The sequence below is a fragment of the Lysobacter olei genome (assembly GCF_054777355.1).
Genome location: NZ_BAAHAT010000007.1, coordinates 14,691 through 36,454 on the forward strand (window position 1 = coordinate 14,691; position 21,764 = coordinate 36,454).

At 68.1% G+C, this 21,764-nt stretch carries 22 protein-coding genes; 14 read left to right on the forward strand and 8 right to left on the reverse strand.

Going from position 1 to position 21,764, the window contains the following annotated elements; all coding sequences use genetic code 11:
- Positions 1-3 precede the first annotated feature (3 nt).
- Positions 4-891, reverse strand: a complete 888-nt coding sequence (locus tag ACYVBS_RS11250) for a LysR family transcriptional regulator (protein WP_460823710.1) — start codon at positions 889-891, stop codon at positions 4-6.
- A 108-nt stretch (positions 892-999) separates the two neighbouring features.
- Between ACYVBS_RS11250 and ACYVBS_RS11255 the strand changes: the two genes are divergently transcribed.
- Positions 1,000-1,605 carry a hypothetical protein gene (locus ACYVBS_RS11255; protein ID WP_460823712.1) on the forward strand — a complete coding sequence of 202 codons (606 nt, stop codon included), beginning with the start codon at positions 1,000-1,002 and terminating at the stop codon, positions 1,603-1,605.
- Positions 1,602-1,913 (forward strand): cupin domain-containing protein, encoded by a 312-nt coding sequence (locus ACYVBS_RS11260; RefSeq protein ID WP_460823713.1) that lies wholly within the window; start codon positions 1,602-1,604, stop codon positions 1,911-1,913. The genes ACYVBS_RS11255 and ACYVBS_RS11260 overlap by 4 nt, the downstream gene beginning before the upstream one ends.
- A 9-nt stretch (positions 1,914-1,922) precedes the next feature.
- Here the strand turns inward: ACYVBS_RS11260 and ACYVBS_RS11265 are convergent, their stop codons facing one another.
- The 4 genes from ACYVBS_RS11265 to ACYVBS_RS11280 all read right to left on the reverse strand — a co-directional run bounded on the left by ACYVBS_RS11265 (position 1,923) and on the right by ACYVBS_RS11280 (position 4,398).
- Positions 1,923-2,093 carry a hypothetical protein gene (locus ACYVBS_RS11265; protein ID WP_460823715.1) on the reverse strand — a complete coding sequence of 57 codons (171 nt, stop codon included), beginning with the start codon at positions 2,091-2,093 and terminating at the stop codon, positions 1,923-1,925.
- 168 nt (positions 2,094-2,261) lie between these two features.
- Complete coding sequence (locus ACYVBS_RS11270) at positions 2,262-2,738, reverse strand: hypothetical protein (protein ID WP_460823716.1); 477 nt, start codon at positions 2,736-2,738, stop codon at positions 2,262-2,264.
- Positions 2,739-2,900: 162 nt separating this feature from the next.
- Entirely contained in the window at positions 2,901-3,503 is a 603-nt protein-coding gene (locus ACYVBS_RS11275) for a L,D-transpeptidase family protein (RefSeq protein WP_460823717.1), read from the reverse strand.
- A gap of 325 nt (positions 3,504-3,828) precedes the next feature.
- Positions 3,829-4,398 carry a hypothetical protein gene (locus ACYVBS_RS11280; protein ID WP_460823718.1) on the reverse strand — a complete coding sequence of 190 codons (570 nt, stop codon included), beginning with the start codon at positions 4,396-4,398 and terminating at the stop codon, positions 3,829-3,831.
- A gap of 181 nt (positions 4,399-4,579) precedes the next feature.
- On the opposite strand from ACYVBS_RS11280, the gene ACYVBS_RS11285 reads away from it, so the two are divergent.
- The 5 genes from ACYVBS_RS11285 to ACYVBS_RS11305 all read left to right on the forward strand — a co-directional run bounded on the left by ACYVBS_RS11285 (position 4,580) and on the right by ACYVBS_RS11305 (position 9,902).
- Positions 4,580-5,545: a polysaccharide deacetylase family protein gene (locus ACYVBS_RS11285; RefSeq protein WP_460823719.1), complete on the forward strand. Its 966-nt coding sequence runs from the start codon at positions 4,580-4,582 to the stop codon at positions 5,543-5,545.
- A 138-nt stretch (positions 5,546-5,683) separates the two neighbouring features.
- Positions 5,684-6,148 carry a hypothetical protein gene (locus ACYVBS_RS11290; RefSeq protein ID WP_460823721.1) on the forward strand — a complete coding sequence of 155 codons (465 nt, stop codon included), beginning with the start codon at positions 5,684-5,686 and terminating at the stop codon, positions 6,146-6,148.
- A gap of 126 nt (positions 6,149-6,274) precedes the next feature.
- Positions 6,275-7,951 (forward strand): ABC1 kinase family protein, encoded by a 1,677-nt coding sequence (locus tag ACYVBS_RS11295; protein ID WP_460823722.1) that lies wholly within the window; start codon positions 6,275-6,277, stop codon positions 7,949-7,951.
- A gap of 68 nt (positions 7,952-8,019) precedes the next feature.
- Complete coding sequence (locus ACYVBS_RS11300; protein WP_460823723.1) at positions 8,020-9,306, forward strand: phospholipase D-like domain-containing protein; 1,287 nt, start codon at positions 8,020-8,022, stop codon at positions 9,304-9,306.
- Positions 9,307-9,491: 185 nt separating this feature from the next.
- Positions 9,492-9,902: a VOC family protein gene (locus tag ACYVBS_RS11305; RefSeq protein ID WP_460823724.1), complete on the forward strand. Its 411-nt coding sequence runs from the start codon at positions 9,492-9,494 to the stop codon at positions 9,900-9,902.
- Positions 9,903-9,995: 93 nt separating this feature from the next.
- Here ACYVBS_RS11305 and ACYVBS_RS11310 read toward each other — a convergent pair whose 3' ends face one another.
- Together ACYVBS_RS11310 and ACYVBS_RS11315 are read right to left on the reverse strand one after the other, a co-directional pair.
- Positions 9,996-10,241 carry a DUF3297 family protein gene (locus ACYVBS_RS11310; RefSeq protein WP_460823726.1) on the reverse strand — a complete coding sequence of 82 codons (246 nt, stop codon included), beginning with the start codon at positions 10,239-10,241 and terminating at the stop codon, positions 9,996-9,998.
- Between the two features lie 282 nt (positions 10,242-10,523).
- Positions 10,524-10,844, reverse strand: coding sequence for an RcnB family protein (locus tag ACYVBS_RS11315; protein ID WP_460823728.1), 321 nt, complete (start codon positions 10,842-10,844; stop codon positions 10,524-10,526).
- A 289-nt stretch (positions 10,845-11,133) separates the two neighbouring features.
- Between ACYVBS_RS11315 and ACYVBS_RS11320 the strand changes: the two genes are divergently transcribed.
- The 6 genes from ACYVBS_RS11320 to ACYVBS_RS11345 all read left to right on the forward strand — a co-directional run bounded on the left by ACYVBS_RS11320 (position 11,134) and on the right by ACYVBS_RS11345 (position 19,244).
- On the forward strand, positions 11,134-12,279 hold the full coding sequence (locus ACYVBS_RS11320; protein WP_460823730.1) for a L,D-transpeptidase family protein: 1,146 nt from the start codon (positions 11,134-11,136) through the stop codon (positions 12,277-12,279).
- Between the two features lie 59 nt (positions 12,280-12,338).
- Entirely contained in the window at positions 12,339-13,073 is a 735-nt protein-coding gene (locus ACYVBS_RS11325) for a M23 family metallopeptidase (RefSeq protein WP_460823731.1), read from the forward strand.
- Positions 13,074-13,120: 47 nt separating this feature from the next.
- A complete protein-coding gene (locus tag ACYVBS_RS11330; RefSeq protein ID WP_460823733.1) occupies positions 13,121-15,025 on the forward strand; it encodes an ABCB family ABC transporter ATP-binding protein/permease in 1,905 nt (634 codons plus the stop codon).
- Positions 15,022-15,672 carry a DsbA family oxidoreductase gene (locus ACYVBS_RS11335; protein ID WP_460823734.1) on the forward strand — a complete coding sequence of 217 codons (651 nt, stop codon included), beginning with the start codon at positions 15,022-15,024 and terminating at the stop codon, positions 15,670-15,672. The genes ACYVBS_RS11330 and ACYVBS_RS11335 overlap by 4 nt, the downstream gene beginning before the upstream one ends.
- A gap of 321 nt (positions 15,673-15,993) precedes the next feature.
- Positions 15,994-18,828 carry a diguanylate cyclase gene (locus ACYVBS_RS11340; RefSeq protein WP_460823735.1) on the forward strand — a complete coding sequence of 945 codons (2,835 nt, stop codon included), beginning with the start codon at positions 15,994-15,996 and terminating at the stop codon, positions 18,826-18,828.
- A gap of 206 nt (positions 18,829-19,034) precedes the next feature.
- Positions 19,035-19,244, forward strand: a complete 210-nt coding sequence (locus tag ACYVBS_RS11345; RefSeq protein ID WP_460823736.1) for a cold-shock protein — start codon at positions 19,035-19,037, stop codon at positions 19,242-19,244.
- A 104-nt stretch (positions 19,245-19,348) separates the two neighbouring features.
- Here the strand turns inward: ACYVBS_RS11345 and ACYVBS_RS11350 are convergent, their stop codons facing one another.
- A complete protein-coding gene (locus tag ACYVBS_RS11350) occupies positions 19,349-20,098 on the reverse strand; it encodes a GntR family transcriptional regulator (protein ID WP_460823737.1) in 750 nt (249 codons plus the stop codon).
- Between the two features lie 149 nt (positions 20,099-20,247).
- Here ACYVBS_RS11350 and zwf point away from each other — a divergent pair, with 149 nt between their 5' ends.
- Entirely contained in the window at positions 20,248-21,762 is a 1,515-nt protein-coding gene (gene zwf / locus ACYVBS_RS11355; protein ID WP_460823739.1) for a glucose-6-phosphate dehydrogenase, read from the forward strand.
- The last annotated feature ends 2 nt before the right edge of the window (positions 21,763-21,764 follow it).

A 21,764-nucleotide genomic window follows, 5' to 3' on the forward strand; every position in this document is an offset into this window, starting at 1 on the left:
CGATCAGTGCAGCGTTTGCGCGAACACCTCGCTGAAGTACGCGATGGCTGCACGGACCTTGGCCGGGACGTGGCGGGTGTACGGGTGCACGGCGAACACCGGCACCGGGGCCACGGCGTGGTGGCTGAGCACGCGCACCAGGGCGCCCGCTTCGACATCGGCCTGGGTCAGGTAGTCGGACAGCATCGCCAGCCCGCCACCGTTGCGTGCCGCGTGCCACTGCGCCAGCGTGCTGTTGATGGCGAGGCCGCGGCCGATGGGCACCGGCTCGCCGCGCCCGAACGTCCAGGTGCGCGTGTGCTCGTCGTAGCGCAGGCAGGCATGGCGCGCGAGGTCGGCCGGTGTCGTGGGGGTGCCGTGCACCTGCAGGTAGCCGGGAGAGGCGACGACGCTGGCGCGCACGTCGCCCACGTGGCGAGCCACCAGCCCCGAGTCCGGGAGTGGCCCGGCCCGCAGCGCCAAGTCCAACCGGTCGGCCACCAGGTCGCGCACGCCATCGTCGAGCGAAAGCGCCACCTGCAGCCGCGGGTGGCGGGCCAGCAGCGCGGGCAGGGTGGACGCCACTTGCGCAACGCCAAAGCTGAGCGGCGCGGTGATGCGCAACATCCCGGCCGGCTCGTCGTGCAACTGGCCCAGGTGCTGCTCGGCGGCATCGGCCTGTTGGACGATGGCCTGGCAGTACTCGTGGAAGGTGCGGCCCACCTCGGTGGGCTGGACGCGGCGGGTCGTACGCTGCAGCAGGCGCTCGCCGAGGTGGTTCTCCAGGCGCACCACGGCCTTGCTCACGGCCGCCTTCGACAGGCCCAGGTGCCGCGCGGCCGCGGTGAAGCCGCCGTCCTCGACCACCTGCGCGAATATCGCCATGTCGGCCAGTCGTTCGGTGAGTCGCATATGCCGTGATTGGTGCCTGTATGGAAACAATGTTGCCACGTTCAGGTGGATTATCAACGGCGCGGACGGTCCGCAGAATGCGCACACCTTCCAAGCGAGGACCGTCCCATGTCCCACTGCTGTCGTTTCATGGCCCTGTTGGCCGCCACCCTGGCCGGCACCTCGGTCGCGGCCCCGAATGTCCTGCATGCGACGCCGTCGGTCGCTTCCGCGCGGGCGCTGTCCCCCACATCGGCAGGTGCACCGGCGGCGTTGCCGCGCACGGTCGATGACGTCATCGCCGGCCTGTATGCCGGCGTCTCCGGTGCGGCGGATGCGCCCCGCGACTGGACTGCCTTCGCCCGCCTGTTTGTGCCGGACGCCCGGATCGGCGTCACCACCGCACAGGAAGGTAAAGGCGTGGAGGTGCAACTGATGGATGTGGCGGCGTTCGCAGCCCTCAATGAGCGCGTGTTCGCCGGGCGCGGCTTCTTCGAAACCGAACTGCACCGTGAGCAGAGCGGTTACGGCAACGTGCTGCACGTATGGAGTGTGTACGAGGCCCGGCGGGCCCTTGGCGATGCCCCGTATGCCCGCGGTGCGAACTCGCTGCAGCTGGTCCACACGCCCGAGGGCTGGCGCATTGCCGCGTTGACCTGGGACCGCGAGCGCGACGGACAGCCGCTGGCCGCACGTTTCACCCTGCCGGCAGGCGTGCAGGCGGTGGCCCCATGAAGGTGCTGCGCAGCGGCGGGTTCAAGGCCGATAGGGCCTGGGGGTCATGTGAGGTGGCGCGCGTGGACAAGGTGACCGCGTGCCTGCATTGGACGGACAGCACCTACCCCTGGCACGCCAATGACGGCGATGAACTGTTCGTGGTGCTCGACGGGGTGGTCGACATGCACGTGCGCCAAGGCGGCGTGGAGTCGGTGATTACGCTGAACAGCGGAGACATCTTCTTTGGCGAGGATGGCCTGGAGCACAGCGCCCGGCCCCGCGGCGAGGCGCGCGTGCTGGTGGTGGAGCGCGAGTTCAGCCCGTAAGGCGTCGCGTCAGTCTTCCGGGACCTGGCGGTCCGGCTCGGGGGCATGGCCGGGCATCAGGGGCTCCAGTGCTTCCTGTTCCTTTTCCGGGTCGGGCCCCAGTTTTTGCAGGTCGCGGTGCAGTTCCGGGTCGTTCTGGGGGCGGTTGCGGTGGCGGTTCTGTTGGATCTGGCCTGGCATGGTGCGGGTCCTCGAAAGCAGGCGGTCCGGACGCGGTCATACTGCCCGGGGTCGCCGTCCTGACGTGCGCCGTGAGCGCAACGCCGGATCTTGCCATCGTGCTCCGCGTCAGGGGTGTGCGGCGTGAAAAGCAGGACGCCCCCGGAGGGGCATCCCATGGTGATTGACTCAGTCGTCGGTGCTGTCGTCGCCGTCGACGGTCGTGTCGTTCTTGGCCTTGGCTGCGGTGGACTGCGTAGCGCCGAAGGTGCTGCGGGTTTCCACGTCGGCATCCTGCTGCAGCTTGGCGCGGACCGCGGTGTCCTGGCCGAAGGTGGCGTTGGCATTGGCCTTGGTGTCGACCTCGACGGTGGCGTTGGTCTTGGCCTTGGCGTCGATGGCGGTCTGGTTCTGGAGCGCCTGCACCGTCGTCTTCTGCTCGGCACCGAACTGGGTGCGGGTATCGCGGTCGGCGGTGCGCTGCATGGCAGCGCGGCTGGCGGTATCGACGCCGATGGACGCGCGGTCACTGATGCGGGCGCTGGCGGCGCCGCCAATCGCGCCGACGCCAGCCGGCGGGCCGCCCGCGCCACGGCCCTGCGCGAAGGCGAGTGGGGTGGCGAGGCTGGCCGCGATGGCGAAGGCGAGCAGGGTCTTGTTACGCATGGGTGTCTCCTTTCTGGGGGAATGCCGCAACGCGGCGTGTGCGTCGAACCTAGTCACGCCCGACTGCACATCGGCTGAATTTCACACGTAAAATCAATGCGTTAGGATCGCGTGAACGTGCGCCGTGCGGCCGCTGCACACGGTGATAACCGCAGGATGGGCTCAATCGCGCGCGCCCAACGTCTGGCCGCCTGCGTCGCGATCGACCAGGCGCCGATCGGCCAGTGATGCGCCGGTCCACGCGTCCACCGGCACCCGATCGCCCGGCCGGGTCACGCTGGCGTCGTAGGTGCTGTCATCGGCCACCACGACCAGGGTGTTGTCGCGCTCGGTCATCGCGAACAGCCGCTCGGCAAATTCATGCGGCAAGCGGATGCAGCCGTGCGAGGCGGGATAGCCGGGAATGTGCCCGGCGTGCAGGGCAATGCCATCCCAGGTCAGCCGCTGCATGAACGGCATGGGCGCGTCGTTGTAGAGATTGGAGCGGTGCTTGCGCTTCTTTTCCAGGATCGGAAAAACACCGGTCGGCGTTTCCTTCCCCGGCTTGCCGCTGCTGATGCTGGACTGCGCGACGCGGCGCCCGTTGCGATACACGTGCAGGCGCTGCTCGGGCAGGCTGACCACGATCACCGTGGGGCCGTCTTCGGGAATGTCGGCGCTCCACTGGTAAGCGCCGGTTGGCAGCTCGATGTCGGTGTCGGAAGCGCGCACGCCGAGACTGGCGGCCAATCCGAAGACGAGGAGTGCAGTGCCCAGCAACGCCATGCGGGTGCGGGATCGTTCGTGAAAAGAGGTCGTGGTGTCCATGGCCGCGACGCTAGCGCCGCGCGGATGATGCCCGAAATGAACTTCCTCGCTGCCACCTGAACCCAGCAGGGAAAAGCGCGCCGTTTGCGCCACTTTTCGTCACTTGGCGGTGATCTTTTTTTCGCTGGGATGAACGCCCTTATCGATGCCACGCGGGCGGTGGCACCGACCAGGACGCACCATCGGTCCGAAGACCGGCAAGGTCATCGGCAACGAAGAGGACTGAGCGACAGCCATGCAATGACGGCACCGGGCGTCTCGACCGGCGCCGCTGTCGACAGCGTCACTTCACCGGGATCATCAGGTGCTCGTAGGGCGTATCGGGCCACATCACGTAGGGCACCGACGTATCCGGGTCGGCATCGCGCGGGTAGAGCGCATAGAACGCGGGGTCGGCACCCACGATCATCACGTGCGGGCCGGTTTTGACCCAGTGGTTGCCAGCCGTGGGCTGGGTGGCGTACGGGTCGGTGTTGCTGGCGTCGGTGCCGCCCTCGAGCATGTACATGAAGCCGACTTTGCCTCGGACAGGGGGCGTGCGCCCGATCCACGCATGTGCCCACTCCAGTGCGTTGGCATCCATGCACATCGGGTCAGGGCCGGGCGTCGCCGGATTGTCGGGCATGCAGGTGAAGCCGTTGCTGCCGGCGCGCAGCGTGCGCATGCTGCCGTCTGCCTGCATGGCGACCAGGGCGGCGCCCGCGGCCACTTTGGCTGGAGCGGCGCTCATGGCACTGCGCATCAGGGCCGGGTCGTCTGGCTTGGCGTCGGACTTGCCGGCCCACGTGGGCAGGGCGGTCGCCAACAGCGCTGCGCTGGCGAGACTGGCGTGAAGGAGAACGGTGCAATTCATGGTCTTGTCCTGCGCGAAGCTGGACCCCTGTGGCGGGTGACCGGTATCCGTGGCAGCGGCAGTGCCGGTGGACACACGGCCACGCCTATTTTGCGACGGCACGGCAGCGCCTGCGCACGCGCGGCGGGTTAACCTCTCCCCTTCACTGAACAGGCGTGGCCACGGAGGGGAGAAGGTGCGGATGCGATGGACACTGGTGCTCGCGATGTTGCTCGGCTGGCCACTCCTGGCGGGTGCCGCCGACAGCGATCGGCGCATTGCCATCACGATCGACGATTTGCCCTGGCAGCGCATGGCGCAGACCTCGCCGGCGGCGCTGCCCGAACGCCATGCACGACTGATCGCGCAGTTGCGTCGCGCCAATGCGCCGGTGGTGGGCTTCGTGAATGAGGGCAAGCTTGAAGACGAGGGCGCACTCCAGCCCGAGCGCGTGGCCATGCTCCGCGATTGGCTGGACGCGGGCGCGGAACTGGGCAATCACACGCATGGCCATGTGGACCTGCATGCGGTGGGCCTGGAGGCCTACCGCGCCGACATCCTGCGCGGCGAGCGCGTGCTCAAACCGCTGTTGGCGCAACGGGGCACTGCGCCGCGCTGGTTCCGCCATCCCTACCTGCGTGCGGGGCGCACGCCTGAGGACAAGGCCGCCCTGGCCACGTTCCTCGCGGCGCATGGATATCGCATCGCGCCGGTGACCGTGGATAACGGTGAATGGGTGTGGGCCTTCGCGTACGCCAACGTCCTCGACGGCCAAGCCGACACCCCGGCGCGCGCGGCCACGCTGCGGCAGCTGGAGCGGGGGTACGTGCCGTACATGCTCAACAAGGTGGATTACTTCGAGCAGCAATCGCAGAAACTGCTTGGGTACGCCTTGCCCCAGGTGTGGCTGTTGCATGCCAACGAGCTGAATGCCGCCACGTTTGCGGAGTTGGTGGCGGCCGTGCGTCGACGGGGTTATAGCACCATCACGTTGGAAGAAGCGCTGCGCGATCCCGCTTACGCACGCGAAGACGGTTACACCGGGCGTTTTGGCCCGAGTTGGCTGCATCGCTGGGCGATGGCGGAAAGTCGGTCCAAGGACTTCTATGCCGGCGAGCCCGTTGTGCCGAGGTGGGTACTCGCGTTGGCAGGCGTGGCGTCAGAGTGAAGATGCACATCACCTTGCGTACGCACAGGTAAACCATCACACATCGATCGCGTTTGTTTCACCCGTTCTCGACCGGCGCCAGTCCAAGGTGTGTCCACGGCCAACGCGCCGTATTCCCCACACCTCGGAGCAAACGACATGTCTGATATCAAGAAGGATCACAGCATCGGTGAAGGTACTGGCGCGGGCGCTGGCGCCATTGCGGGTGCCGTCGCGGGCACTGCCATCGGTGGTCCGGTGGGCACCGCCGTCGGTGCCGTGGTGGGCGCGATTGCCGGCGCCAAGACTGGTGGTGCCATCGCCGAAGCGGTGAACCCGACCGAGTACACCGACCACTTCCAGAAGAACTACACCACCACTTCGTACTACAACGCCGACCGCAGCTGGAACGATTACGCCCCGGCCTACCAGTACGGCTACCAGAACTACGACAAGTACCGCGGCCAGCGCTTCGAAGATGTCGAAGACAAGCTGGCGCGTGAGTGGGACGAGTCGCGCGCCGAATCGCGCCTGGCCTGGACCGAAGCCAAGGGCGCCGTGCGTGACGGCTGGCACTACATCGAGCGCGCCATGCCGGGTGATGCCGACCGCGACGGCCGCTAAGCGTCCATCGTCGGGGCAGGACGCCCCAACCCTGAAGTGACGCTGGCCCGTTGAGGGCCAGCGTTGTTTCTGCCCGCCACAGGACGTGGCCACGGCCCCTTTCATCCGCCCAATCGAGAGTCCCCCATGGATCCGCAGCCCCAGGGCCTGGCCCGCACCGCGCAGATCGTCGGCTTCCTGTTCAAACACCGCGCCGCAGGCGTGTTCACCGGGTTGGAGTTGCCACCGGATGGCGTGCCCGCAGGTGCCGGCGATGGCGAACTGGGACCAGAGGTCTTCGTGACTGACCTGGAAGCGCTCGGCCCCACCTTCGTGAAGATCGGGCAGGCGCTCTCCACGCGCCCGGACATGGTGCCGCCGGATTACCTGATGGCCCTGCAACGGATGCAGGACGATGTGCAGCCACTGCCGTTCCCCGTGGTGCGCGATGCCGTGGAAGCCTCGCTGGGCGCACGGCTGGGCAAGGTGTTCGCCGAGTTTGAGGAGATGCCGTTGGGCGCCGCCTCCATCGGCCAGGTGCACGCCGCGACGCTGCGCGATGGGCGGCGCGTGGCCGTCAAGGTGCAGCGCCCGGGCATCTCCGCCGGCATCCAGGCCGACCTGCAGGCGCTGGCCGCACTGGCCGGCAAGGCCGACCGATTCACGGACCTCGGACGGCGCGTGCACTTTGCCGACTGGGTGTCGGAGTTCGGCAAAACGCTGCTGCGTGAGCTGGACTACTGCATCGAAGCGGAAAACCTGCAGCGATTCCACGACCACCTGGAGGCGTATCCCACGCTGTTCGTGCCGCGGCCGGTCTGGGACCTGACCCGCAACAACGTGCTCACCATGGAACTGGTGGATGGCATCAAGGTCACCAACGTCGGTGGCCTGCGACGCACGGAGGCCCCACTGGGCGAGCTGGCCGGCGCGCTGATGCGTGGCTACCTGGACCAGATGTTCGTCCATGGCGAGATCCACGCCGATCCCCATCCGGGCAACGTGCTGCTCACAAACGATGGGCGGCTGGCGCTGCTCGACCTGGGCATGGTCGCCCACGTGCCGCCGCGCCGCCGCGACCAGTTGCTCAAGCTGCTGTTCGCCGCGGTTGACGGGCGTGGCGAGGACGTGGCGCAGGACGTGATCGCCATGGGCACCCGCCTGGAAGACTTCGATGCGGAACGCTTCGTCCGCGAGATCGGTCAACGCGTGGCTCGTTATGCCACGGCCAGTGCACGCAGCAGCCAGTCGGAAGGACGCCTGGTGCTGGACGTGACGGTCCTTGCCACGTCGTGCGGATTGCGCGTGCCACCGGAGTTGAGCCTGTTGGGCAAGACGCTGCTGAACCTCGAGGCGGTCAGCCAGGCATTGGACCCGCACCTTGACGTGAAGCGCGTGGTCGAGGAACACCTGGACCACGTGATGCGCGAGCGCATGCGCAAGTCGCTGTCATTGGCGAGCCTGGCGTCGGAGGCCATGGAGGTGCACTCGCTGGTGCGCGGCGCGCCGCGCAAGGTGTCCGACATCCTCGGCCTGCTGGCCGAGAACCGGATGCAGGTGCGCCTGACCGGGCTCGAAGAATCGCGCCTGATGGAAAACCTGCAGAAAATCGCCAACCGCATCAGCGCTGGCATCATCACCGCGTCGCTGATCCTGGGCAGCGTGATGCTGATGCGGGTGGAAACCGACAGCCGCCTGTTTGGCTACCCGGCACTCGCCCTGGTGATGTTCCTGCTGGCGGCCGCGCTCGGCGTGGCGATCGTGGGCAGCGCACTGTTGCGCGACCGGCGTGCGCAGCCGCGCGAAGAGCGTGGCTTGCGTTGAAACCACGTGAAGAGGAGGTCACGCGGCCCCCGTTAAGCTGCCGATCTCCGATGCCAACGCATATCACCATGCCCCGCTGGAGCCGACGCCGCATGTGGACGATTCTCATCACCGTGGTGGTCACCGTACTGGCCGTCGTGCTGGCGATGAACTTCACGACGCCCGAAAAGAAGCTGGAGCGTCGCATCCTGCACCGCTACGGCGTGGCCGATCCGCAGTTCCGACGTGAAATGTCGGTACTGCTGGGCCCTTCGATCCTGCCGGGAAACCGCGTCGTCGACCTGGAGAACGGCGAGCAGATCTTCCCGGCGATGCTGGACGCGATCCGCTCCGCACGCCGCACCATCACCTTTGAAACCTACATCTATTGGTCGGGCGAGGTCGGCAAGCAGTTTGCTGACGCGTTGTCCGAGCGGGCGCGCGCCGGCGTCAAGGTGCACGTGGTGGTGGATTGGGTCGGCAGCATCAAGATGGAAGGCGACCTGCTCACGCAGATGGAGCGCTCCGGCGTCGAGGTGAAGCACTACCGTCCGCTCAAGTGGTACAACCTGGGCCGGCTCAACAACCGTACGCACCGCAAGCTGCTGGTGGTGGACGGCAAGGTGGGTTTCACCGGCGGCGTCGGCATCGCCGACCAGTGGAGTGGCCACGCGCAAGACCCCGATCATTGGCGCGACCTGCACTTCCGTCTGGAAGGGCCCGCAGTGGCGCAGTTCCAGGCCGCCTTCAACGACAACTGGATCAAGACCACCGGCGAGGTGCTCAACGGTGATGCCTATTTTCCGGCGCTGACGCAGGCCGGCGACATGGATGCGCACCTGTTCATCGCGTCGCCCGCGGGCGGCAGCGAAAGCATGCACCTGATGTACCTGATGGCCATTGCCGCGGCCGTGGAAAGCATCGACCTGCAGGCGGCGTACTTCGTGCCCGACGAGTTGATCATGAAGGCGCTCATCGCGGCCCGGCATCGCGGCGTGCGCATCCGCGTGCTGCTGCCGGGCAAGCATATCGACTCCGCCACCGTGCGCCTGGCCTCCAAGGCGCACTGGGGTGAGTTGCTGTTGGCCGGCGTGGAGATCCACGAGTACCAGCCGACGATGATGCACAACAAGCTGCTGATCGTGGACCGCAACATGGTCTCGGTGGGCTCCACCAACTTCGACGTGCGCTCGTTCCGGCTCAACGACGAGGCGAGCCTCAATGTGTACGACCCTGGGTTTGCCGAGCGCATGACCGAGGTGTTCGAGCAGGACCTCAAGCCGTCGGTGCGCTATACCTACGAGCGTTGGCAGCAGCGTCCGTGGAAGGAGAAGTTTGCCGAGCGGTTCATCCTGCCGCTCAAGTCGCAGCTGTAGGCGCGGTACCGCGCCGTTGCTGGGTGGGCCGCCGTGCACCCGGACTACGCGGCAGGGGCCGCGTCGCTCCTGTGAAGGGTGTCGGCCCATCGCGGTGCCGATTTCATCGCCGGATTGCGTGATGGATAGGAGGGCTGGCGCGCGCGTCGTCCAGGCCCACTGATCCCCCGCAAGGAGCCACGGCCATGCAGATCAACCCGTACATGATGTTCACCGGCCAATGCCGCGAGGCCTTTGAGTTCTACGCCAAGGCCCTGGGGGTGCCAGTGGCCTTCGCCATGACCTACGGCGAGTCGCCGATGGCCGAGGAATGCGATGCCAGTCAGAAGGACTGGATCATGCACGCGCAGATCGAAGGCAGCGGCGTGCTGCTGATGGGCGGCGACGGCCCGCAGGTGGACGTGGCGCCCGGTGCCGGCACCGTGATCAATATTTCCGTCGACACCCCCGATGATGCCGAGCGCGTGTTCGCCGCGCTGCTGGAGGGTGGCAATGCCACCATGCCCCTCCAGGAAACCTTCTGGGCGCACCGCTGGGGCATGCTGGTGGACCGCTACGGAAAGCCGTGGATGGTGAACTGCATGAAGCCGATGTGAGCCGCGGGGCTGGATGGCCCCGCGACGGCCGCGAACCTGCGGCCCTGCGGGAACGTGCGGCGGCGCGCAAGGCGCCCACGCACTGAGCCGGTTTCAGTCGGCCGAATCGCGGAAGTACGGCTCGACCTTGCCCTTGATCTTGATGGTCATCGGCTGGCCACGGCGGTCCAGTGCGCGACCCACGGCGCTGCGGATCCAGCCTTCGCTGACGCAGTACTCCTCGACGTTGGTGCGCTCCTGCCCGTTGAAACGGATGCCGATGCCGCGCTCCAGCAGGGCGGCGTCGTGGAACTTGCTGCGCGGGTCGTTGGACAGGCGGTCGGGAGGGGTATCGCTCATGGAAGGCTCCTTTGATGCACCGCGGGCGTCAGGCCCGGGGGCGCACAGCATACCCGCTCGGGTCATCGACCACGCAGCAATCGACAAGGGCAAAAACCGGGGCGGCGCGACGGGCCCAGTCCGCGCGCCGCCCCGGGGGTCTCCCTGACGAGGAGGCGGCCAGTGTCGGCCCACGGCGTCTCATCCGCCGAGATTGGATGGCGCCGGCGGCGGCATGCGTGTCGCCCCAAAACGCAGAAGGGCGGCCCTGGGGCCGCCCTTCGTGTGTGCCGTGCTGGCTGCTCAGTGGTGCAACAGGATGTCGGCAATGATGCCCGTCGCCACGGCTACCAGGATGTAACGCCCATCCGGATGGTGCACCCAGCGGTGGCCCGGCGGCGGCGCCGCGAGGTGGTGAGCGTGGTGATCCACGTAATACCGGCTGGCGAGGTAATCACGCTCGATGTGCCCGCCACGCTTGTATTCCTTGTGGTGGCCCTTGTGCTTGCCCGGCGGGTGGCCGTTGCCATGGCCGTGTCCGTGGCCCTTGGGGCCGCCGGCGAAGGCCGCGGTCGAGCCCGCGATCAGGAAGGCGATCGATGCTGCGATCAATAGGCGTTTCATGGGTCCCCTTGGGTGCGGTCCTGGCGATGGGAAGGTTGATGGTACGGCGTCCGGCGGTCCGATCCAGTACTTGGTGCGCACCGGATCCGAAATTCTTGACGGCGGTCGCCGTTCTGGCTTGAGGGACGCTCCCCGCCTCGGGATGGGAACTTGGGGAACGGCCTGAACCGCGGATGCCGCGTTTCCCAAACCCGGTCTGAACACCGATGCCGCTGATCGCGACATTTCACGTGTTGGCGGCACCGCGCTGTCCAGCATCCCTCACATGACAAACGAGGGACGAACGGGCATGCGCGGATCGGGCAAGGTATTGGGTCGGGTGGTGGCCACGGTGGTGGGCGTGGCGCTGTTGCCGCTGGGGTTGTACGTCATGGCGCAATCCAATCCCACCGCGCGTTCCGAAAAGTCTCAAGCTACGCCGCCCCCGGCTCCAACACCTGTGGTACCGGAGGTTGTTGGTACCGGTCAGGCGGCACCTCCATCGCAATCCCGCCCCGTGCCGCCGGCATCGGGCGATGGCATTGCGATCCCTACGCCGGCAGCACAGCCCACGCGCACGCCGACGCGCGAATCTGCCGATGCCAAGGCCCGCATTGCCCCCGACAGCCTGTTGCGCGCACAGGTATTGCTGGAGCGCGCGCACTTCGCGACCGGCGAAATCGACGGCGTCACCGGATCCAACACCCGTCGTGCGATCGCCGCATTCCAGCGCGCCCGGGGCCTGCCGGACGATGGCGCGCTAAACCCGGCGACTTGGACCGCATTGAACGCCGACAGCGCGTCGGCCACCGTGCTGTACGCGCTGTCGGCGGACGACGTGGAAGGTCCTTTCGCACCGGTGCCGTCCGACATGATGGAGAAGTCCAAGCGGGCCCGCCTGGGGTACGCCGGCGTTACCGAAGCCCTGGGCGAGCGCTTCCGCGTGGCGCCCGCGTTGCTGCAGCGGCTCAACCCCGGTGCCACCTTCGCCGCGGGCGAGACGATCGTGGTGCCCAATGTGCTCGACGTTCCCGCCTTGACGAAGGCGGCGTCCGTGGTGGTGGACCGCTCCGAATCCACCGTCGCGCTGCTGGATGCCGCGGGCAAGGTCTACGCGCAGTTCCCCGCCTCCACCGGTAGCGATCACGACCCGTTGCCGGTGGGCCAGTGGAAGATCAACGGCGTCGCCCCCGACCCGGTCTTCCACTACAACCCGAAGCTGTTCTGGGATGCCGACCCGTCGCACGCCAAGGCCAAGGTGCCGGCAGGGCCCAACAATCCGGTGGGCGTGGTCTGGATCGACCTGTCGAAGGAGCATTACGGCATCCACGGCACGCCCGAGCCCTCGCGCATCGGCAAGACCCAGTCGCACGGGTGCATTCGTCTGACCAACTGGAGTGCGCGTGAGGTGGCCGCCGCCGTCGCAGCAGGCACGCCCGCGCTGTTGCAGGAATGAGCCGCGCGAGGGCCCGGGCGGGAACACGTGCGACCGCGCGCCAGCGCCAGCGAGGTCTCGTGCGCGGTGTGCTGTTGTTCCTGGCGGGCCTGCTGGCGGGGGCGAACCTGCTGTATTTCATGGTGGTGCGGCACGCGGGCGCGCCCGACGTGCGGCCCCCGCCGCCTGCACCGGCCGGCACGGCTTCATCGGTGAAACCGCAAAGCGCCACCACCGCGCATCCGCCATCGAATTCCTCCGCGCGTGTGGCCACGCCATCGCCGCCGATCACGGCGGCCGATGCCCGGGCGGGGGTGGCAGCGACCCCTGTGCCCGTGATGCCCGCGGCCGGTCCGCGCTCGACCGCCATTCAAATTACTTCGGCCACCCCATTGCTGATCCCCGTGCGCGGCGTGTTGGCCCCCCAGCTGCAGGACACGTTTGGCGATGCACGCGCCCAAGGCCGAAGCCATGAGGCCATCGACATCATGGCCCCGGCCGGCACCCCGGTCCTGGCCGTGGCCGACGGCACGGTCGAGAAGCTGTTCACCAGCGTCGCCGGCGGCTTGACCGTGTACCAATTCGAACCCGGCGGGCGCTATGCCTACTACTACGCGCACCTGCAGGCCTACGCACCGGGCCTCGCGGAGAAGCAGGCGCTGCGCCGGGGGGATGTGATTGGCTATGTGGGCAGCACGGGCAACGCCGACCCGGCGGCCCCGCACCTGCACTTTGCGGTGTTCGAACTGGGGCCCGAGCGGCGCTGGTGGCAGGGCACCGCGATCAATCCGTATCCCCTGCTGCGCCGCCAGTAGTACATCTGGGACTTGGAATCGGTCCGGAAGAGCGCAACATCGGGGACATGAATCCCCCTCCTACCCCGCCTGCCGCCGACGACACCGCGACGGCAACAGCCGATGTCATGCCGGTCGCCAAGGCCGTCCATGCCCGTAGCGAAGCGCAGGTGCTGCGCGCGCTGTTGCCTTACCTGAAGCCCTTCACCGGACGCATTGCGCTGGCCTTGGCCTTGGTGGTGGCCGCCAAGCTGTCCAACCTGGCCGTGCCGCTGGTGCTCAAGCGCCTGGTCGACAGCCTTGGCGTGGAGCCCTCGCTGCTGGTATTGCCGGTGGCGCTGCTGGTGGCCTATGGCGCGTCGCGCGTGTCGGTCACGCTGTTCACCGAACTGCGCCAGGTGGTGTTCGCACGGGTCATGGCACGCGTCTCGCGCCGGGTGACGCTGCAGGTGTTTCGTCACCTGCATGCGCTGTCGTTGCGCTTCCACCTGTCGCGCCGCACCGGCGGCGTGGCCCGCGACGTGGAGCGCGGCGGCACCGGCATCACCGACCTGCTCGACTGGACGGTCTACACCATCCTGCCCACGCTGCTGGAAGTGGTGCTCGTGACCGTGCTGCTAACGGTGGCGTACGACGCCGGCTTCGCTGTGATCGTGTTGGTGACGCTGGCGGCGTACGCCGCGTTCACCTTTGCCGTCACCGACTGGCGCACGCGCTACTACCGCGCCTCGGTCGAGGCCGACACCCGCGCCAACGAGCGCGCCGTGGACTCGCTGCTCAACTACGAGACGGTCAAGTACTTCGGCAACGAGGAGCACGAGGCGCGGCGCTACGACGCCAACCTGGTCCACCTGGAGGAGGCCCAGGTGATGGCGCGCAAGACGCTGGCGGTGCTCAACCTGGGGCAGACGGCCATCGTCGCCGTCGGCGTGAGCGCGATGATGTGGCGCGCCGCGGCCGGCGTGGTGGCCGGCACCATGACCGTGGGCGACCTGGTCGCGGTCAACGCCTTCCTGCTGCAGTTGTCGGCCCCGCTCAACCTGCTGGGCATGATGTACCGCGAGATCAAGCAGGCCTTCACCAACCTGGAGCGCCTGTTCGGACTGCTGGACGAGCGCCAGGACGTGCAGGACCGCCCCGGCGCGGAGCCGCTGCGCACGCGCCAGCCGCGCGTCGCCTTCGAGCAGGTGGGCTTTGGCTACGACCCGCGCCGGCAGATCCTGCGCGAAGTCAGCTTCCAGATCCCACCCGGTGGCACGGTGGCGGTGGTGGGACATTCCGGCTCGGGCAAGTCGACGCTGGCGCGGCTGCTGTACCGCTTCTACGACGTCGACAGCGGCGGGATCACCATCACCGACGAGGTGGGACATTCCCGCGATATCCGCGACTACACCCAGGGCAGCGTGCGCGCGGCGATAGGCATCGTTCCGCAGGACACGGTGCTGTTCAACGACACCATCTACTACAACATCCTCTACGGCCGCCCCGACGCCACGCGCGAGGAGGTGGAGCAGGTGGCGCGTGCCGCGCACATCCACGACCTGATCGTGTCGTTGCCCGACGGGTACGAAACCGAAGTGGGCGAGCGCGGGCTCAAGCTGTCCGGTGGCGAAAAGCAGCGCGTGGCCATTGCCCGCGCGTTGCTGAAGAACCCCGCCGTGCTGATTTTCGACGAGGCGACCTCCGCGCTGGACTCCAAGTCGGAGAAGGCGATCCAGGCCGAACTGGACCGCATCGCGGTGGGTCGCACGACGCTGGTGATCGCGCACCGTCTGTCCACGGTGATGGACGCCGATGAGATTCTGGTGATGGACGCCGGCCGCATCATCGAGCGTGGCACGCACGTGCAGTTGCTTGCCCGCGGCGAGCACTATGCGCAGATGTGGCGCCTGCAACTGGAGCAGGACGCCGACGTACCAGCCGCGCCAAACCTTTCCGCCCTGCCTGCCTCCGTACCCGGGACCACGCCATGACCGACACACCCACCGTTCGCATCGATTTTGTCTCCGACGTGGCCTGCCCGTGGTGCGCGGTCGGGCTCAACGCGCTGGAGCAGGCGATTGCACGCGTGGAGGGCGCGGTCCGCGTGGAGCTGCATTTCCAGCCGTTCGAGCTCAACCCGCAGATGGCGCCCGAGGGCGAGGATGCCAACGAGCACCTCTCACACAAGTACGGCCTGGATGCCACCCAACTCGCACAAAACCGCGAGGTGCTGCGCCAACGCGGGGCCGAGGTCGGCTTCACGTTCGGCTCGCGCGAGCGCGTGGTGAACACGTTCGATGCCCACCGGCTGCTGCATTGGGCCGGGGAGCAGGACCCAGCGGTGGCGCGCGCGCTCAAGCATGCCTTGTTGCGCGCGTACTTCACCGACGGTCGTGACGTGTCCCAGCGTGCCGTACTGGTGGACGTGGCGGCCTCGGTCGGGCTGGACGCCGCCGGTGCCGAGGAGGTCCTGGCCTCGGAGGCTTTTTCGGAGCGCGTGCGGGCGCAGGAGTCCCACTACCAGTCACGCGGGATCCGCGCGGTGCCGTCGGTGATCCTCAACGATCAGCACCTGATCCAGGGCGGGCAGCCGGTCGAATTGTTTGAGCGCGCGCTGCGGCAGGTGGCCCAGGGGTGATGGCGCAGAAAAAGTGTGATGGACGTCACCTTATCGGGTGAGGGGTTCACCTCGGCGGCGGCCTGCCGTTGCATGTACAGAGGGATTTGGTCAGGGTGACTGAACCAGCGGGGAGGGCGGCAAGGACGCCACGCCTGGCCCGGTGGCCCAGCCCGGCGCGCGGTGCCGGCGGTACGAAGGGGGCGTGAGTTGTTGAACCGGTTTGAGCAGTGGGTAGCATGCCTGGCCCTGTGGGTCGGGCTGTGCGGAGGAGTGCTGGCCGCGGCTCCCGCCGCGACCGCCGTTCGGGGCGCGTTGCCCGAACGCCTGCCGGGTGCACCCATGTCCCGACAGTTCTCGACCGGCGATTTCGATGCCTCCCCCCGGCACATGGCGCTGGCCAGCGATGCCGAAGGCCGCCTGCTGGTGGGCAACCTGGACGGCCTGCTGCGCTTTGACGGGGAGAGTTGGCGACTCTTCGAACTGCCCGGCCAGCAACCGGCCCGCACCATCGCGCGGGGCGCCGATGGACGCATCTATGTAGGCAGTTACGACACGTTTGGCTGGATGGCGCCGGCCACCGGCGGCGGCCTGGTGTACCGCGAGCTGCTGACCGCGGCCGGCCTGCAAGGCAAGGAGCGCAACGTGGGCGTGGTGTGGGCCGTCCTGCCCACCTCCACCGGGGTCTACTTCCAGTCCGACCATGCCCTGCACTTCCTGCCCTATCGCGGCGAACGTGGCCGTACGTGGCCACTGCCGAAGAACAGCCGCGCGTTCTATGTCGACGGCGACACCCTGTACACCCGTATCGAGGGGCAGGGCTTTTCCCGCTTCGTGGATGGGCGATTCGTGCTGGAGCCCGGCGGCGAGCAATTCGCCAGCCGCCCGCTGTCGGACCTGTTCGCGCGGGAGGGCTGGCGCCTGCTGGTGGGCGAGGACGGCTTCTACCGTGCCGACGCGAAGGGCATCCGGCGGTTGGGCGCGCAAGGCCCGGCGGCGTTTGCCAACGAAGGCGCCTACGTGGCGGTCGAGCTGCGCGACGGGACGCTGGTGGTCGGAACGCACGGCGGCGAGCTGTTCCGCTATGAGCGCGACCTGACCCTGCGACAGCGCATCCGCGTGGGCAACTTCGGCGTGCTTGCGCTGGGGACGGACCGCGAGGATGGACTGTGGGTGGCCACCGAAGCCGGTCTGCATCGGTTGGCGATGCCGTCCCCGTGGTCGGCGATTGGCAGTGCCCAGGGCGTGCAGGGCCGGGTGTACGACTTCGAGTGGTTTGACGGCGCCTTGTGGCTGGCCACATCGCAGGGCATCGGTCGACTAAGCCGCGATGCCGTGGGCGGGTACCACTACGCACGCAAGGACTGGGTCGACTACGAAAGCTACGCGATGGTGGCCACGCCGTCGGATCTGCTTGTCGGCCATCGCGAGGGCATCGTGCTGCTGCGCAAGGGCAGCACGCGCCCCGTAGTGGTGGCGGGCACCGAGTCGGCGATCTATGCCCTGCAAGCGTCGCGCTACGACCCCGCGCTGGTGTATGCGGTCGGCGAGGAGTCGCTATACCTCCTGCGCGAGGCGAAATCGGGTTGGCAGCTCTGGCGCGAACTGCCCATGGAAGGCCTCAGCCCGTGGGGCATGGAAGAAGTGGCGCCGGGCGAACTGTGGTTTGGCGATGCCCGCGGCGCACCGCAGCGGTGGCGTCTGGACCTCGCCAACGGCCGCCTGCGCGACCGGACCGTCTTCGGGCGTGAGCACGGCATCGACGAGGATCCCGACGAGGGGAGCAATGTGTACGCGATGGACGCGCAGGTGCATGTCGTCGTCGGTGGGCGCGATTTCGCCTTGGACGGACGCGCCTTCGCACCGTTCACCGAGGCGCCGTTCGCGCTGGTGGGCCGGCCGAAGGAGTTGACCGTGCGCGAAACGCCCATGGGGGCCTACGCGTTCACGTCGCGGGAGCTCTGGCACCGCGTGCGCCCGGGCGACGCATGGACAAAGGTGTTGCTGTCCTCGGAGGTCGCGGGCGGCTACGGCACCGTCCGGGTCACCGCAGACGGCGTGCTGCGGATTTCCACCTGGAAGGGGCTGGTGCAGTACGACCCGACCGAACAGGTCTCGTTGCCGCGGCCGCTGCAGGTGACGTTGGACAGCTTGTCGGCGCGCCGCGTGACGACCCGGTCGGAGGCCGGCGCCACTGGCGGCGCAACCACCGCGCTCGTGCCCCTGCCGCTGCCCGGCCCGGGCCGCCTGTTGCAGGTGCCGGCGGGCCACGGCCTGGTCCTGCGGTTTTCCATGGTGAGCATGGAGTCGGGCGCCCAGTTCCGGTATCGACTGGCCGGCGTGGCGCCGGATTGGAGCCCATGGGGCGACGCGGTGCTGGCCGTCCGGCCGTTGCCGGCCGGGACCTACCGGCTGGAGGTGGAGGCGCGCAGCCGTAGCGGCCGCGATGCCCGCCCGCTGGTGCTGCAGTTCGAAGTCCTGCCACTGTGGTACGAGACGTGGTGGGCCCGGCTGCTGGCGGCGGTGCTCGCGGTCCTGCTGGTCACCGGACTGGTCGTCCTGCTCAGCCGGCTGCGCACGCGCCAGTACCTGGCCGCCAACCGGGAGCTGGAACAGCGCATCGCCGAGCGCACGCGCGCGCTGGAGAGCGCCAACCGGCAGCTGACCGAACTGGCCACCGAGGATCCCCTCACCGGGATCTGCAACCGCCGCGTGCTGGAAACGGGCCTGCGCCGCGAGTGGAACCGGTGCATGGACAACGGCCAGCCGCTGTCGGCGCTGATGATCGACGTGGACCACTTCAAACAGTTCAACGACGAGCGCGGCCACCTCGAGGGCGACCGGACCCTGCGCCAGGTGGCCCAACTGCTGCGCCGGCACCACGACGAGGAGCGCGAATTGCTGGCCCGTTACGGCGGTGAGGAATTTTCTCTCCTGCTGCCGGGCGTCGACCTGGCCCAGGCGCGGGCACGGGCCGAGACCCTGCGCGCCGTCGTGGCCAACTCCCCCCTCGGAGTGACCGTCAGCATTGGCGTGGCCGGGTTTGTCCCGGACCGCCAAACCGAGCGGGACCGGCTGCTGCGCCTGGCCGACGAGGCCCTGTACCGGGCCAAACGCGCCGGCCGCGACCGGGTCGAGGTCGACCCGGAGGGAGCCGCCAGGCGCGACAAAGTCTGAATGGGGCACCCCGCCGGGCGGAGGGAACGTTGCATTTCCGTCGCGGCCGTCCTACTGTGCGCTTGCTGTGTTCGCCAAGGGTCACCCGAAACGTGGCCCGATGCGGTTGATCCACCGATCCGCTACATCGTTGCACTCGCTTCTCCTTGCAACCAGCTCCAACACCGCGCAAGCGGCTTTCAACATATGTTCCAAGGAAAAGTAAAATGTCTGCACGTGAAACCGGCACCGTGAAGTGGTTCAACGACGCCAAGGGCTTCGGCTTCATCAGCCGCGAGAATGGCGAAGACGTGTTCGTGCACTTCCGCGCCATCCAGACCCAGGGCTTCAAGAGCCTGCAGGAAGGCCAGAAGGTCACCTTCGTCGTGACGCAGGGCCAGAAGGGCCTGCAGGCCGACCAGGTGCAGCCGGCTTAATTGCCGCGCACCGGACCGCCGCAAGGCGGTCCACGCCTAAAGGAAACCCCGCTTCGGCGGGGTTTTCTTTTTTCTGCGCAGCGTAAGGCCCGATCCGACTTCGCTTACGCCGGCTCGCTGTGCAGCTCCGCGACGAAATCGTAGGCATCGCCGCGATAGAACGAGCGGGTGAACTCCACCACGCGCCCGTCCTCCAGGAACGTGCGGCGCTCGATGAACAGCCCCGGGCTGCCTTCCGGCAACTGCAGCAGCCGCGCCTGCTCGGCATCGAATGCGATGGCGCGCAATCGCTGCAGCGCCCGCGCCGGCCGGATGCCCTGCGCCGCGAACGCCTCGTACAACGAGTTTTCGATCAGGGCCGGATCGGCCAGCACCGACTGCGGCACCACCGTGCGCTCCAGCGCCAGGGCCTGGTCGCCGGCGGTGCGCACGCGGTAGTAACGCAGCACCTGGGCGCCGGGCGACAGGTTGAGCGCCATGGCTTCCTCGGGCGTGACTTCGCCGACCCCGCGTTCGAGGAACCGCGAGCGCGGGTCCAGGCCGCGCGCACGCAGGTCGTCGGTGAAGCTGGTCAGTCGCGAGAACGACTTCACGATGCGCTCGGCCACGAAGTTGCCCGCGCCCTGCCGCTGCACCACCAGCCCGTCGTCGACGAGGCCGGCGATGGCCTTGCGCACCGTCACCCGCGACAGCCCCAGCAGCTTGCCGAGTTCGCGCTCGCCGGGCAGGGCCTGGCCGGCCGGCAGTTCGCCGTTGTCGATGGCATGCTGCAGCGACCGCCGCAGGTGCTGGTAGGCCGGCGCGCGGCGCGCCGCCTGTTGGCGGTGGAACTCGCTGGCGAGGTAATGCTCCATGCCCGAACGATACCAGTGGCTTACCAGTGGCGGCAATGTGATTTGTCGCAAGTCATTGATTGTGCGCGATTGGCGTCTCGTCCCTTGGTAGTGGTATCTAACTGGTATCTGTTCTGGTATGGTCATTCCATGCCCGTTCGAGCCCGTCCATGAGCGCCTCCCCGCAGGTATCGCGTTCCGCCTCCACCGCCGGCCACGCCGCCCCCCTCCCGCCGTTCGACCTGGTGATCTTCGGCGGCACCGGCGACCTCGCCCTGCGCAAGCTGCTGCCGGCGCTGTTCCACCGCTTTCTCGACGGGCAGATCGTGGCCGGCAGCCGGATCGTCGCCATCGCCCGCGATGCGCGCACCGATGACGACTACCGCACGCGCGTCCGCGAGGCCTTGGGCAAGGCGGTGGCCGAGGACCCGCGCGGCGCCGAGGTGCTGGACGACTTCCTGGCCCTGCTCAGTTACCGCCGCCTGGACCTGGGCGATGACGCCGGCTGGCCGGCCTTCGCCGCGGAACTGGGCGACGGCGAACGCGTGCGCGTGTTCTACCTCGCGGTGGGTCCGGATCTGTTCGCGGTGGTCGCCGACCGGCTGCATGCGCACGGCCTGATTGGCCCGCGCACCCGCGTGGTGGTCGAAAAGCCGCTCGGCCACGACGGCCAGAGCGCCAACGCCATCAACGACGCGCTGGGCCGCGTGTTCGACGAGACCCAGATCTACCGCATCGACCATTACCTCGGTAAGGAGACGGTGCAGAACCTCACGGCGCTGCGCTTTGGCAACGCGCTGTTCGAGCCGCTGTGGAAGGCCGAGCACATCGACCACGTGCAGATCAGCGCCGCCGAGACCGTGGGCGTGGAAGGCCGCGCGGCGTACTACGACCGCTCCGGCGCGCTGCGCGACATGGTGCAGAACCATCTGCTGCAGTTGTTGTGCCTGGTGGCGATGGAACCGCCGGCGTCGCTGTCGGCCGACGACATCCGTGACGCCAAGCTCAAGGTGCTGCGCGCGCTGCGTCCAATCACCAGCGAGAACGCCGCGCAGCTGACCGTGCGCGGCCAGTACCGCGCCGGTGCCGCCGAAGGCCGCGCCGTGCCCGGTTATGCCGAAGAGCTGGGCAGCAGTTCGGACACCGAAACCTTCGTCGCGCTCAAGGCCGAGGTGCGGAACTGGCGCTGGGCCGGCGTGCCGTTCTACCTGCGTACCGGCAAGCGCCTGCCCGAGCGCTCGTCGGAAATCGTGGTGACGTTCCGCAAGGTGCCGCATTCGATCTTCGAGGAAGGCGAGGGCGGCGCGCGCCTGGCGCCGAACAAGCTGGTGCTGCGCTTGCAGCCGGACGAAGGCGTGACGTTGTGGCTGATGAACAAGGTCCCCGGTCCCGGTGGCCTGCGCCTGCGCCACGTGCCGATGGACCTGAGCTTCGCCGAGGCCTTCGGCGGGCGCCAGGCCGATGCCTACGAGCGCCTGCTGGGCGACGTGGTGCGCGGCAACCAGATGCTGTTCATGCGCCGCGACGAGGTTGAGGCGGCGTGGCAGTGGATCGATCCGATCCGTGCCGCGTGGCAGGCCGCGCACGAGGCGCCCAAGCCGTACACCGCCGGCACTTGGGGGCCGAGTGCCGCGGTCGCGCTGATCGAGCGCGACGGTCGCACGTGGCATGAGGACGCGGGCTGAGC

Coding starts and splice junctions, on each gene's coding strand:
- ACYVBS_RS11250 (WP_460823710.1), bottom strand. CDS start 891: ATGCGACTCACCGAACGACTGGCCGACATGGCGATATTCGCGCAGGTG.
- zwf (WP_460823739.1), top strand. CDS start 20,248: ATGAGCGCCTCCCCGCAGGTATCGCGTTCCGCCTCCACCGCCGGCCAC.
- ACYVBS_RS11305 (WP_460823724.1), top strand. CDS start 9,492: ATGCAGATCAACCCGTACATGATGTTCACCGGCCAATGCCGCGAGGCC.
- ACYVBS_RS11315 (WP_460823728.1), bottom strand. CDS start 10,844: ATGAAACGCCTATTGATCGCAGCATCGATCGCCTTCCTGATCGCGGGC.
- ACYVBS_RS11280 (WP_460823718.1), bottom strand. CDS start 4,398: ATGAATTGCACCGTTCTCCTTCACGCCAGTCTCGCCAGCGCAGCGCTG.
- ACYVBS_RS11330 (WP_460823733.1), top strand. CDS start 13,121: ATGAATCCCCCTCCTACCCCGCCTGCCGCCGACGACACCGCGACGGCA.
- ACYVBS_RS11320 (WP_460823730.1), top strand. CDS start 11,134: ATGCGCGGATCGGGCAAGGTATTGGGTCGGGTGGTGGCCACGGTGGTG.
- ACYVBS_RS11270 (WP_460823716.1), bottom strand. CDS start 2,738: ATGCGTAACAAGACCCTGCTCGCCTTCGCCATCGCGGCCAGCCTCGCC.
- ACYVBS_RS11340 (WP_460823735.1), top strand. CDS start 15,994: ATGTCCCGACAGTTCTCGACCGGCGATTTCGATGCCTCCCCCCGGCAC.
- ACYVBS_RS11350 (WP_460823737.1), bottom strand. CDS start 20,098: ATGGAGCATTACCTCGCCAGCGAGTTCCACCGCCAACAGGCGGCGCGC.
- ACYVBS_RS11265 (WP_460823715.1), bottom strand. CDS start 2,093: ATGCCAGGCCAGATCCAACAGAACCGCCACCGCAACCGCCCCCAGAAC.
- ACYVBS_RS11260 (WP_460823713.1), top strand. CDS start 1,602: ATGAAGGTGCTGCGCAGCGGCGGGTTCAAGGCCGATAGGGCCTGGGGG.
- ACYVBS_RS11255 (WP_460823712.1), top strand. CDS start 1,000: ATGTCCCACTGCTGTCGTTTCATGGCCCTGTTGGCCGCCACCCTGGCC.
- ACYVBS_RS11290 (WP_460823721.1), top strand. CDS start 5,684: ATGTCTGATATCAAGAAGGATCACAGCATCGGTGAAGGTACTGGCGCG.
- ACYVBS_RS11275 (WP_460823717.1), bottom strand. CDS start 3,503: ATGGCGTTGCTGGGCACTGCACTCCTCGTCTTCGGATTGGCCGCCAGT.
- ACYVBS_RS11335 (WP_460823734.1), top strand. CDS start 15,022: ATGACCGACACACCCACCGTTCGCATCGATTTTGTCTCCGACGTGGCC.
- ACYVBS_RS11310 (WP_460823726.1), bottom strand. CDS start 10,241: ATGAGCGATACCCCTCCCGACCGCCTGTCCAACGACCCGCGCAGCAAG.
- ACYVBS_RS11285 (WP_460823719.1), top strand. CDS start 4,580: ATGCGATGGACACTGGTGCTCGCGATGTTGCTCGGCTGGCCACTCCTG.
- ACYVBS_RS11345 (WP_460823736.1), top strand. CDS start 19,035: ATGTCTGCACGTGAAACCGGCACCGTGAAGTGGTTCAACGACGCCAAG.
- ACYVBS_RS11295 (WP_460823722.1), top strand. CDS start 6,275: ATGGATCCGCAGCCCCAGGGCCTGGCCCGCACCGCGCAGATCGTCGGC.
- ACYVBS_RS11300 (WP_460823723.1), top strand. CDS start 8,020: ATGCCCCGCTGGAGCCGACGCCGCATGTGGACGATTCTCATCACCGTG.